Consider the following 12,914-nt stretch of genomic DNA (forward strand, 5'->3'; position numbering starts at 1 on the left):
ATATGAATAATGAAGATATCAGTGATAAAAAATTAACGCTCCAAGGTTTAAGCAAGCTTAAATTAGACCTCAATTTAAACTCTTCAGCTAGCCCAAGTACTGGAGCTACAGTAGTAAAAAAAAGAAGAAAAAAATCTCATGATGCAGAAGAACATAATTTATTTGACGAGAGTAAATTATGTTCTTTAACAGAGAAAGAACAAATTTTTCGCATTAATGCTGTGCAGAATGCTGCTTTGCTGAAAGAAAGAAATCAGAGAGAAGAAAAAGAGAAAACAGCAAAAGAAGACAGCAATAAAGAGATTGACGAGAAAAATGAAGCGGACGCTTTATCTAAGGAAATAAATAAGCAAGTTTTAAGTAATACCCACTTAGTTGAACCAAAAGAAGATAGTATTGACCATGAGGACAACGATAAAAAGTCTTTTAAAGTCAACAAAGATATATATTCTAAGCATTCTAAACTGGTAATTGCACAGGCAATAGATGAAAAAACTGAACAACCCCCTGTATTTAAGCAAAGGTTTGGTATAAGAGGTAGAAAGTCAAAGTTTACTAAGGGTAAAAATATATCAAGAGAAGTTATTATACCAGACAAAATAACTATCAGGGAGTTATCTATTCGCATGGCAGAAGATAGCAAGAGTGTGCTAAAAATGTTCAAAGAAGAAGTCGGTGAGAGTTATAGAGTAGATGATCTGGTGGATCCAGATATAGCATGTGAAATAGTGGAAAAATTTAATCATACGGCTAAACGAGTGAGCGATACCAACAGAGAAAAAGATTTATTTTTTATAGAAGGCAGAGAAAGCCTGCCTAAAAAACCTAAACCACCAATCGTCACTTTTATGGGACACGTCGATCATGGTAAAACCTCATTGCTCGATGCATTTCGTGAATCTAATGTTGCAGAAAGAGAGTCAGGTGGCATAACTCAACACATAGGTGCTTATCAAATAACGACAAAAGATAAGCAAAAAATTACCTTTATTGATACACCAGGACATGAAGCGTTCACTGCGATGCGTGCACGTGGTGCCAATATTACTAATATAGTTGTAATAGTAGTTGCAGCTGACGATGGAATCATGAAACAAACAGTTGAAGCAATAAATCATGCAAAAGCAGCAAATGTTTCCATTATAGTTGCTATTAATAAAATTGATAAATCTGAGCCTGGTGATGTAGAAAAAATAATTAATAGTTTGCCTCAATATGATCTCATCCCTGAAGGGCTTGGTGGTGATGTTATGATTATGCCAGTATCAGCAAAAAAGAAAACTAATTTAGATAAACTAGAAGAGGCGATTTTGTTAATCGCTGAATTAATGAAGCTAGAAGCAATAGAAGATTGTCGAGCACTTGGATGGGTAATAGAATCCAAAATAGATAAAGCGAAAGGAATATCAGCCACATTGATAGTTGAGGAAGGAACGTTAAAGGTTGGTGATATATTGGTAGTTGGTACAACATACAGCAAAGTACGTAGTATGGTTAATCACCTCGGTCAAAGAGAAAAAGCAGCACTACCCTCCGCTCCAATTGAAATTACTGGTCTAAATGGTGTACCAAATGCTGGAGATAAATTTGTTGTTGTAAATTCTGAAAAGCAGGCGCGTGAAATTGTTGAATACAGGCTAGAGTTAATCAAGAAAAAGAAAGAAGATTTGGGCGACAATAATTTAGATATATTCAGTCGTAATAACAGCGAAACAGAAGAACTATCTGTAGTTTTAAAGTGCGATGTAACTGGTTCTATTGAAGCAATATCAAGTTCAATTGATAAACTCGGTAAAGACCAAGTGAAATTAAATATCCTACACAAAGCAGTAGGAGGGATAACAGATTCAGATGTGCTGCTTGCAGAAGCATCAAGTGCAGTAATTTTAGCTTTTAATGTAAAAGTGGACTCAAAAATAAGGGACTTGGCAAAACAAAAAGGTATAGAAATACATACTTATAACATAATATACGAGCTCATTGACGACATGAGAATGTATTTAACTAAAATGTTAAAGCCTGTTACACGAGAGGTTCGTGTTGGCTTTGCATCTGTGAGGCAAATATTTAACGTATCTAAAGCTGGTAATATCATTGGATGTTACGTAAGTGATGGAGTCATAAGAAAAGATTCTTTAATTAAGGTAATGCGTGGTGGCAAATTGGTGCATGAAGGAAAGTTAAAAGCACTACGTAGATTTAAAGATGATGTTAAAGAAGTAGGTGTAAACTTTGAATGCGGAGTATCACTAGAGGGTAATGTCGATATTAAAGTTGGAGATATTTTGGAAGCTTATCAATTAGTGCAAGAAGAAAGGGTGTTATAGTAGCTGGATATGAAAAAGGAAATTAGAAACCTAAAGATAGCATCGGTATTGCATAGAGCAATATCAAGAGTTCTAATGGAAGGTAAGGTGTTCAATAAAAATGTAGCGGTATCTGACGTAAAATTAAGTAAAGATTTGAAAAAAGCAGATGTATATATTGTGTTATCTTCATTGAATATTCAAGTAGCTGACTACTTAGATCCAGAAAAAAGACGCACTGGAGATCCTTCTGAGAATAATTGTGATATTAACACTGTTGTTAATGAAATGAACCAGTCTGCATGGTCAATACGTAAATCTATATTGTGTTATGTTGATTTGCGATTTATACCTGAGTTAGTTTTCAAGCCTGATTTAGCGTTCGATAATTTTGTTAATGTAAGCAAAATATTACATAATCACACTTAATTAATGTATTTCAACCATTACTTTTCATTAATGAGGTTGCACAGTTTAACAGGTTTGTGGCTTGTGCTATTTCCCAGTTTGAGCGGTATTCTTTTAGCCTCAACTTCTCTATCGTATCAGGTTCTTTTTCTCCTTGTTTTGTTTACTATAGGTGCATTTTTAATGAGACCCGCAGGGTGCATAATCAATGATATCTTCGATAGAAAAATAGATGCGCACGTTGAACGAACAAAATATAGGCCACTTGCAAGTGGTGCATTAAACATAAAGCAGGCTTTAGCTTTACTTTCACTGTTACTGTCTATTGCCCTGGTAATCTTATTATTAACTAATAAAACTACACTCATACTTGGAATAATCTCAATGTGTATGATAGCTACTTACCCTTTATTAAAGCGGTATGTTTGGTGGCCACAATTGTTCTTAGGGTTTACCTTCAATATGGGATCGCTCATGGGCTCAGCAGCAATAACAAACCAGATCAGTATAGAATCCTTGCTGTTTTATATAGGATGCGTCTTTTGGACACTTAGCTATGACACCATATACGCCCATCAAGATAAAAAAGATGATGAAAAACTCGGGATGAAATCTACCGCATTATATTTTGGTGATACAACAAAATCTTGGTTGAAAAGATTTTATTTAATATCTCTTATGACGTGGCTATATGCTGGTATCTTATCATCATTAAATAACATTTTTTATATTGCTCTACTTGCTGTAGGGTTCATATTTCACCGCCAATACAAAAATTTCAATCCTGACGATCCCAGTCAATGCATGTCCATATTTAAAAATAATTCCTACGTAGGGTTGCTTCTCTTTTTTGGCATCCTTTTAAATAGAATTATCACCTAGGTCTCAAGAGTTTTGGCTCTAATGAAGTCAATAAACTCAGGTACTCGCAGAAACGAAAATTGCTTGACAAACTCCGCCAGCCCTCTTATCATGAAACTGAAGCTATTGTATTTGCTTTCGCCAATCTGCAGATTAAAAGGTAAGGATTACTTAATGTATCGGCGTCTTATGTTCAATTTTTTGCAGTATATAGATACTGTATGTCTTTACAAAACTTCATCTACATCTAGATTTTTATCTAAATAAGCTGAACGCGCTTATAAAGCGTTACAAGACATCAAAAAATGCCAATACTCGACAGAGATAGTAAAAGACTAGCTAACTCGGGGATTCTTTGTCTTTTTTTCTGCTTAGTAAATTTCTTAAACATTTGCAGCGTAAGTTAGTTGCAATTAAAAGCGGCTGAATCTCGCTTGTCAAGCGTTTAAAACATAAAAAACGCCAATATTTTAAAGCGGATAATAACCCCAGGGCTTCTTTTGCCTTTTTTTTCATTTGGTAAATTTCTTAATATTTACAGCTAAACAACAACCGTCATCCCTAAGTATCCCGCTGCTTGTTAGCGGCTGAGATACCGCGAATGAATCGCGGTATGACGGTTCGCGGCAGGATGACGATAAGCTCGTCATCCCACTACTTGTTAGCGGCTAAGAGATACCGCGGCGGTATAGCTATAGGATGACAAAAAAAGGGCACTGTGACGAACTTAAATCACAATTATCAGTTAATGCGGCATTATAAAAAACGCCAAACTTTTTTCTGCTTTTATGCAAGAAGTCTAGTCCATATATTCCTCCCACTTCTCCGCGACTTTCCTTACTATTTCCTCACTCATCTCAATTTTCTTTCCCCACTCTCGTTTGGTTTCAGGCGGGATTTTATTTGTCGCATCAAATCCCATCTTACCTCCAAGTCCACTTTCAGGGGAAGCAAAGTCTAAATAATCAATAGGTGCATTTTCTATCATGATTGTATCACGCACAGGGTCCATCCTTGTTGACATTGCCCACATCACTTCCTTCCAATCACGTACATTGATATCATCATCAACAACGATAATAAACTTCGTGTATAAAAATTGCTTTAGAAAGGAAAGTATGCCCATAACAATTCTTTTTGCCTGCCCTGGATAGGATTTTTTTATCGACACTACCGCTATTCTATATGAGCAACCTTCCGGTGGCAGATAAAAGTCCACTATCTCTGGAAATTGATTGATAAGAATGGGCACAAAAATTTCGTTGAGTGCTTCACCAAGAATCGATGGTTCATCAGGTGGCTTGCCAGTGAAAGTGCTGAGATAAATTGGATTTTTGCGCATAGTAATTGCAGTAATATTAAATTCAGGAAATTGCTCAACAGAATTATAGTAGCCAGTGTGGTCTCCGTATGGCCCTTCGTCTTGATAGCTATCCAAACTCACATAGCCTTCCAGAACGATTTCTGCGTGAGCTGGCACTTGAAGTGGAATAGTCTTACAATTTACAAGCTCAAGCGGCTTCTTTCGCAGTAGTCCAGCAAATTGGTATTCTGACAATGTTTCTGGCACTGGAGTTACCGCAGCAATAATCGTTGCAGGATCACTACCGATCACAGCAGCAGCAGGAAATTTCATATCTCTGCCTTCTTCCTTCCAACGCTTATGGTGAGTTGCGCCACCTCTTTGTGCAAGCCAACGCATTAGTGTTGTTTTTTTATCTATAACCTGCATACGATATATTCCAAGATTAAAATTATCTTGCTTTTCTTTCGTGGGTCCTTTTGTTACCACAATCGGCCAGGTGATAAGTGGTGCAGGTTCATTTGGCCAGCATGTTTGAATGGGCAGTAGACTTAGGTCCACTTCATCTCCGGTTAGCACTACCTCTTGACATGGAGCCTTGCTCACGACTTTACTTCGCATCGATAACACGACTTTCAACAAAGGAAACATTTTTATAGCATCCTTAAAGTTTTTTGGCGGCTCAGGTGATTGCAAAAATGCTAAAAGTTTACCAAGATCTCTTAGTTCATCAGGATTTATGTTCAACCCCAATGCAATCCTCTTAATAGTACCAAATAAATTCACCAAAACTGGAATCGAATTTTTGCCATTTTCTGTGATAACATTTTCAAAAATGATCGCTGGCCCTTTGCTTGACAAAACTCTGCGATGAATTTCTGTCATTTCAAGAACTGTTGAAACTTCCTCCTTAATCCTAATCAGATCTTTTTTTTCTTCTAAGGCTTTGATGAAGTCGCGTAAGTTGTTGTACATATTCCAGTTTTTAAAATTTTAAGTTTATATCTAGTTTTCAAGCACTTTATTGAAATTTGACCTATGCACTGTCTAGCGAGCTTTCAGTTAATTTGAGATCAAATCTTCATATTGCTTACTAAGTTTGTATTTCCTTCCTCTATTGGAAAAATCTACAATCTTGATAAACCCCATTTCCACCCACTTTTTACAAAGTTGCGCACTGGTACGAGGCTTAAAATTAAATAGTTCGCCAACCTGACTAGCTGTAATAGCGGAAAACTCCTGGAAGAGCTCAAGAGCTTTGCGTTGTTTAGGATCAAGCTTACGTATAAGATCAGTCTGATCAGTGTGGTATTCTTCTTCATTTATACGTTGTAAAACGTTCTCAAATGAATTTGCCATACCTTCTACGAAATACTCCACCCACTTAGTGATATCTGCTTCAGCTCGTCCCATATAATAATTGTGCGATGGACCTACACTGATTGCCTCATAATAAGCTCCTAGATTCTTAGCATAATATTCTTCCAATGAATAAAGTCCTTTTAGGTCATACCCACCAAGGTGTAAAATTAATGTAGTCAACAATCTTGCAGTACGACCATTACCGTCATAGTAAGGGTGAATTGTTACAAATTGATAATGCGCAATACCTGCAATAATTGGGCAAGGCACTTGCTCACTGTTACGAATCCAATCAATCATACTGCTCATGAGCTTTGGTACATCCTTTGCTTCAGGTGGCATATAAATTATTGCACGTGTAAGACTATCGCGGATAACATTTTGACCATCACGATAAGGTGTTGATTTTATTTTAGATTTTCCACTTGCTATTACTAGAGCATGTAGTGTTTGAACAGCTTTCTCAGTAATGGGTATTCTCCTTGCTGCCCATTGTTCAACTTGAGTTAAAGCTGCATAATATCCTTTAACCTCATTTTCATCTCTCCTATATTTTGGAAAGTGGCTTTTACCACTTAAAACCTCTTCAATCTGTTTAGGTTCAAGTCGATTTCCTTCAATCATAGTAGAATAGTGTGTGGTATAAAGCCGTGCAGTTTCACGAAGAGACAAAAGCATTGATACAGTGAGCGGCAAATGTAACACTTTTTCTTTTGCTGCTTCAATCCTTATAAGACAACTAGCAATTTTAGAAGTAATCGTATAATTTGGCATCGGCATAATATCTGCATTACATTACTTCTATATTATGCTGATAAAATGCAGATAATACAACATTTACACGACGCCGACCATAAACAGCAATAAATTCGGCTGATTGAGAAAGAAGTTTGTCTTGTAGAATAGCTATTTCTTTTTCTCTACCAATTATTGGCTCGTTCATATGTTTATTCCGCGGAAAATTATACACAGCGGAAACAACTTAAATCTACGCTCCGCGCGCCTCTGCTACCAAGTCTTCTGATGAACTTTGTGGTAATGTGCTTGAGTTTTATTGTGTAAAGTTTGCATTTGAGGCAAAACTGGTTATAAAATACACTTGATATAAATGTTTTTATATATTAACATTAGATGCTTCTTTTAATATATAGATAAATGTGTACTAAAAGTTTTATATTGTAGGTTTTTAAATAAATTGTATGTCTAGAATATCGTTTTTATTAATTTTAATAATAGCAATAGCAAGCTTGCCGATAATAAACAATTGGCTTTCAAATCGCAGCCAAATGCTAAACGATGATTATATAGGTGAGAAATTAGATAATTATATAAGCAGAAATTTTGATAAGATCGTAAAAACTCTCAAAGAGGAGTCGATTAAAAGTAGTTACGCTGCTCGAGATAATGTAACCAAAAGTAAAATTTCACAATACAAGGATCAAATATTTGACCTTACTTATCCTTACTCCGGAAATGAAAATAGTAGTGTTATAGCTGTAGGCTTCCTTGACTATTCTTGTGGACATTGCAAAGCTATAAAGAATGATATAAAGCAGTTAATTAACGACGGCAAAATTAAGTATATCTTTAGGGATGCTCCAATACTTGGTAACGCTTCTTTAAAGGCAGCAAAAAGTGCTTTAGCTGTCTATTTTCTCGATAAAGAAAAATATTTCGATTTTCACCATGCTGCTTTAAGTCACAAAGGAGAATTTTCAGACGAAAGCATATTGGATATAGTGAAAAACATAGGGATTGATGAGGACGATTTTAATGATTCCATAAAAGATAACGCGGACAAAATTGAGCAAATGATAAACAACAGTAGGCTTCTAGTAAGAGATTTGGGAGTAGGTGGTACACCTTTTTTAATAATTGGAGATAGCCTGTTTGTAGGAGCAACTGATTTGAATGTATTACGCAAAAAAGTAGATGAATTAAGTCACAAGCAAGGCTAGTTACAGTTTGCCATAAAATTTTATTTTTTTGCTTGACAACTCAAATGAACCTGAGTATAGTAATTGTGGGTGTGACAGCAGTTTAACTCAGTAGTCTCATCCACTTTCCATAGCGTCATTTACTATGTGAAACGCTTTCAAATTACAACATTTTCTTCAACCAAACTATTTTACTTTCACAGGAGGACATATGTCATTCACAGAAATTAGATTTCCAGAAAATATATCTTATGGTTCCACTGGAGGACCGGAATTTTCCACTGACGTTGTAACAACTCACAATGGTTGTGAACAGCGCAACATCAATTGGTCTCATGCACGCACTAGATACAACATAGCTTACGGGGTCAGATCAAACGAGCAGCTACTAGAACTAATAACATTTTTTCATGCACGAAAAGGTAAAGCAATAGGGTTTCGTTTTAAGGATTGGTCGGATTTTATAGCCATCAACCAAGAGATTGGTATAGGAGATAACAAAAAAACGACTTTTCAGCTAATCAAAACTTATGTAAGTGGGGAAGATAAGCATATACGTATGATCAAAAAGCCAGTGCATGGGACAGTAAAGATTTATTTAAATGGTAAAGAAGAGAGTGAATATTCAGTAAATTATTCAACGGGAGAAATAACATTCATGAAACCGCCAGTAAAAGATGCAATAATCACTGCGAGCTTCGAATTTGATGTGCCCGTGCGCTTTGATACAGATTACTTAAACGCTTCTATTGATGACTATGGAAGCAATAGCTGGAATAATATCCCCTTGGTGGAAGTGAAATTTTAGTTATAAGCGAGCATAGATCCACATCATAGTAGGGCTACTAGTCTACCATAAATTGAAAAATTAAGCACCACTGAGGCTCTATACCTAAATGAGCCTCAGTATATGCAATTATTTTAAACTTTATCACCAGCTATATACTACAATGTTGCTGAGCTTTGCTAACATTTACACTTGAAGCTTGGGGAGATTCTAACTCAGTGCTTTTTTCTTCCTGCAAAATAGAAAGCTTCAACAACTCCTTTAGAGTTGATTTTGCAAGTGTTGTATCATCTTTGTTTAAGATGTAGTCTAGCATGCCGTTTTTCTGTAAGAGATTAACAAAATATCTATCTTCCTCATTAAGAACCTCTATCTTGTTAATACAAGATAATACTAAATCCGAATTCTTTGTTGCTAAAATTCCATTCAAAAAGATATCTAATTTTGTTTTATCTTCAGTTAAGTCTTCAGCTAACCTATTTCTGATATTCTCATTGTCAAACACAATGTACTCGAGGTACGAGGAAGGCTCAATAAGTATAAAGTCCTCTAAAGGCACTAGTTCTGGATAGGTGCCAGCGTAATCAAGTATGCCACACTCAGTAATACACCCTCCTTTTCTTATAACACAGCAATTGAGACGACCATGATACATTGATAACAAAGAAAAAAGACGTATTATACTTGTACCTCTATCTTTCATTTCCTCGAAAAGCTTCCTATCATTTATTAATTTGTGCAAAATGTAATCCATAGCAGGACCTGATTTGCGGAAACGAAACATATTATTCTCTTCAAAAATGGCCTCAGCTAATTCGATAGATTCTTTATCCTCATCTACAAAAGCTTTTTCATTTCTATTTAACTGTATGATCTCAGCTTTGCTATCTCTGCGTAGACCAGTTCTCCTTATTAACATCTCAAATATTTTTGTATTCATATATATCCTATATTAATTAAAGTAAATATTATTAATATTTACTTTTTAAATAAAAATAAATGAAAATTTTAATAAAAATTAAATTTTTTTTAATAGAATAAAAATCTTTTATATTTGCTTGAGTACCAAAAGGGCTTTATTGGTGTAATGCGTTTTCTATTGCGCCTGGCTGCAGTGCCCAGCGTCAAGATCTGATGAACAATGTTCGCTTGCCAGCTTTCGCTTCAATATTTGCACAATTGTGCTAGATCCCCTGCATAACCTGCTTTAAAATCTCCTCCTGCTGCTGAGTGTGAACACTAACATAACCACATGCAGGAGATGCAGCAGCAGGTCTTGCGATACACTTAGGTCTTTTTGCTTGGATATCGAGATTAGATAACACTTCTTCTATCAATGGGTTGACAAAAAACCATCCTCCCATATTTTTTGGTTCTTCTTGACACCATATAATTTCAGCGTTTTTGTACTTTTCAAGTTCATTACTTAGTTTATCTGCAGGAAAAGGATAGAATTGCTCCAAACGTATTACTGCTATATCGTTTATTTTTTGTGCTTCACATATGTCGTAATAAACTTTACCACTGCATATTACAACTTTACGTATTTTATCATTCGAAACTAAACCTGTTCTACATTCTGGAATTACTGTGAGGAATTTTCCTTCAAAATCAGATAGGTTAGATACTGCTCTTTTGTGGCGCAGTAGCGATTTAGGTGTAAACACTACCAGAGGCTTACGAAAGTCTCTATGCATTTGTCTGCGTAAGACATGGAAGTAATTCGCCGGAGTGGAACAATTAACTACCTGCATATTATCCTCTGCGCAGAGTTGCAAAAATCTCTCTATACGTGCGGAGCTATGCTCAGGTCCCTGTCCTTCATAACCATGAGGCAGCAATAAAACTAGACCGCTTGATCGCAACCACTTTGTTTCTGCAGATGCGATAAACTGGTCGATCATAATTTGCGCACCGTTTGCAAAATCACCAAATTGTCCTTCCCAGAGCACCAGTGAATACGGAGAATCAAGACTATATCCATATTCAAAGCCCATTACAGCATACTCAGATAGTGCGCTATCTATGACCTCAAAGTGAGCTTGCTTTTCATTTATATTGTTTAGCGGAATAAATGCTTCTTCTGTTACCTGATCAACAAGCCTTGAATGACGGTGCGAGAAAGTTCCACGACCAGAGTCTTGTCCTGATAAACGCACTCCTATTCTTTCTGTGAGCAGTGATGCAAACGCAAGACTTTCGGCAGTTGCCCAGTCTATATTACTACCAAAATTTATGCTGTCTATTCTGCCATCGAGTATTTTTCTAACCTTATTGTTAATGTTAAAGTTACTTGGGATATTGCTATTTATACGCACACCTAATTTTTTCAGCTCATCTGGCGGAACACCAGAATCCGTGTAGTATTCGCTCAAATCGTTCAGCTTTGCTCTTCTTAATTTTGACCACACTCCACCGAACCAGTCAGCTTTTTTTGGAGTGTAAGCCGCTGATTCAGCAAGACTTTTATCTAATTTTGCCCTGAATTCACTGCGCAATTTATTTACTTCATCGCCATCTAATACTTTCTCTGCAGTCAATTTTTCTTCATACAATGTTCCAGGAGTTTTATGCTTTGATATCGCCTTATACATAAGTGGCTGAGTGAAATTCGGTTCATCACCTTCATTATGGCCACATTTGCGGTAGCACATTATGTCAATTACTACGTCCTTTTTAAATTTCTGCCTATATTCCATCGCCAGACTTGTAGCAAAACTCACAGCTTCCGGGTTATCTCCATTGACGTGAAACACTGGAGCTTCTATTGATTTTGCTATATCAGTGCAATAAAAAGAGGATCGTGCGCAACATGGGTTAGCAGTAAAACCAACTTGGTTATTAATGACAATGTGCACAATGCCATCCACTTTATAGCCTTCAATATTGCTTAAGGTTAAAGTTTCAGCAACCACTCCTTGACCGATGAAAGCCGCATCACCATGAATTGATATGCCAAGCACAGATCTTATATTCTGTTTTGCTCTTATTCTTCCAGCCAAAACCGGATTTACCGCTTCAAGGTGAGATGGATTAGGGCATAAACTTAAATGTATTTTTTTGCCACCTGAAAGTGCTCGATCAGAAGAGTAACCAAGGTGATATTTAACATCACCGGACACCTCAAGACCACTTGGGTATGCAAGATTGCCTTGAAATTCAGACAGCATTGCCGCATATTCTTTCCCCATCACTTTGGTTAGAACATTGAGTCGTCCGCGGTGAGCCATGCCAAGGACTATTTCTTCAATACCAAAAACCGTAGAATCACTAATGATTTTTTCAATTGCAACGATAGCTGATTCTCCACCTTCAATAGAAAAGCGTTTATATCCAGGAAATTTCATATGGAGAAATTGCTCGAACATCTCAGATTCGATCAAGTGCCTCAGTATTTCCTTTTTATCTTGTGAACTCAGCGTATAGGTTTGATTTTCGATCTTTTCCTGCAGCCACATCCTCTCCTCATAAGAGGAGATATGCATAAATTCAAAACCGATGTTCTTGCAGTAAATATCTCTATAGATTCCAGCGTCACTTGCCGGATATAGATTCGAATATTTCTGATAATCTACTTCCTTATTCACATTGGGTAATAACGGATTAAGATCCGCAAAAAAATGACCGTAAGATCTGAAAAAATTTGCTAAACTAGAAACTGAATCATCCACCTTAGTTACATGTTGTGCACCGCAGGTCTCCGCTTTATTAACTTCTAAATTGCTTGAAAAAATTCTATACCAATCCTCCCCGATTGATTTATCACCCTGCAAATAACGGCTATACATTTCTTCCACAAATTCTGCATTATCACCATAAAGGCAGCTTAAACTCGACATAATCACTATAAAAAGTATCAAATACTTATAAGTATAACTTAAGTTTTTTAAAAAAGAACTTTTTTAGTTTCTATACGTCATACCGCCGCGGTATCTCTTAACATAGATCCC

At 36.3% G+C, this 12,914-nt stretch carries 10 protein-coding genes; 5 read left to right on the forward strand and 5 right to left on the reverse strand.

Going from position 1 to position 12,914, the window contains the following annotated elements:
- Positions 1-2 precede the first annotated feature (2 nt).
- From infB to ubiA, 3 genes are read left to right on the forward strand one after another with little or no spacing between them, the layout of a single operon-like run.
- Positions 3-2,327 (forward strand): translation initiation factor IF-2, encoded by a 2,325-nt coding sequence (gene infB / locus ACQH2O_RS01945; RefSeq protein WP_070357031.1) that lies wholly within the window; start codon positions 3-5, stop codon positions 2,325-2,327.
- A 9-nt stretch (positions 2,328-2,336) separates the two neighbouring features.
- The gene (locus ACQH2O_RS01950; RefSeq protein WP_006279769.1) at positions 2,337-2,735 is read left to right on the forward strand and encodes a ribosome-binding factor A; all 399 of its coding nucleotides are present in this window, start codon (positions 2,337-2,339) and stop codon (positions 2,733-2,735) included.
- Positions 2,736-2,738: 3 nt separating this feature from the next.
- A complete protein-coding gene (ubiA, locus tag ACQH2O_RS01955; RefSeq protein WP_425385247.1) occupies positions 2,739-3,596 on the forward strand; it encodes a 4-hydroxybenzoate octaprenyltransferase in 858 nt (285 codons plus the stop codon).
- 778 nt (positions 3,597-4,374) lie between these two features.
- Here ubiA and ACQH2O_RS01960 read toward each other — a convergent pair.
- From ACQH2O_RS01960 to ACQH2O_RS01970, 3 genes are all read right to left on the reverse strand, one after another.
- On the reverse strand, positions 4,375-5,853 hold the full coding sequence (locus ACQH2O_RS01960) for a UbiD family decarboxylase (protein ID WP_038198474.1): 1,479 nt from the start codon (positions 5,851-5,853) through the stop codon (positions 4,375-4,377).
- 87 nt (positions 5,854-5,940) lie between these two features.
- Positions 5,941-7,014 (reverse strand): Fic family protein, encoded by a 1,074-nt coding sequence (locus ACQH2O_RS01965; protein WP_233395584.1) that lies wholly within the window; start codon positions 7,012-7,014, stop codon positions 5,941-5,943.
- 16 nt (positions 7,015-7,030) lie between these two features.
- On the reverse strand, positions 7,031-7,183 hold the full coding sequence (locus ACQH2O_RS01970) for a hypothetical protein (RefSeq protein WP_010081826.1): 153 nt from the start codon (positions 7,181-7,183) through the stop codon (positions 7,031-7,033).
- 256 nt (positions 7,184-7,439) lie between these two features.
- On the opposite strand from ACQH2O_RS01970, the gene ACQH2O_RS01975 reads away from it, so the two are divergent.
- Together ACQH2O_RS01975 and ACQH2O_RS01980 are read left to right on the forward strand one after the other, a co-directional pair.
- Positions 7,440-8,198, forward strand: a complete 759-nt coding sequence (locus ACQH2O_RS01975; protein WP_010963174.1) for a DsbA family protein — start codon at positions 7,440-7,442, stop codon at positions 8,196-8,198.
- Between the two features lie 190 nt (positions 8,199-8,388).
- On the forward strand, positions 8,389-8,985 hold the full coding sequence (locus ACQH2O_RS01980) for a TIGR02217 family protein (RefSeq protein WP_138265061.1): 597 nt from the start codon (positions 8,389-8,391) through the stop codon (positions 8,983-8,985).
- Positions 8,986-9,115: 130 nt separating this feature from the next.
- Here the strand turns inward: ACQH2O_RS01980 and ACQH2O_RS01985 are convergent, their stop codons facing one another.
- Positions 9,116-9,904, reverse strand: a complete 789-nt coding sequence (locus tag ACQH2O_RS01985) for a hypothetical protein (RefSeq protein WP_038198464.1) — start codon at positions 9,902-9,904, stop codon at positions 9,116-9,118.
- A gap of 244 nt (positions 9,905-10,148) precedes the next feature.
- The gene (locus ACQH2O_RS01990; RefSeq protein WP_425385248.1) at positions 10,149-12,803 is read right to left on the reverse strand and encodes a 2-oxoglutarate dehydrogenase E1 component; all 2,655 of its coding nucleotides are present in this window, start codon (positions 12,801-12,803) and stop codon (positions 10,149-10,151) included.
- Positions 12,804-12,914: the final 111 nt, after the last annotated feature.

The sequence above is a fragment of the Wolbachia endosymbiont (group B) of Schoenobius gigantella genome (assembly GCF_964031005.1).
Lineage (GTDB): Bacteria > Pseudomonadota > Alphaproteobacteria > Rickettsiales > Anaplasmataceae > Wolbachia > Wolbachia pipientis.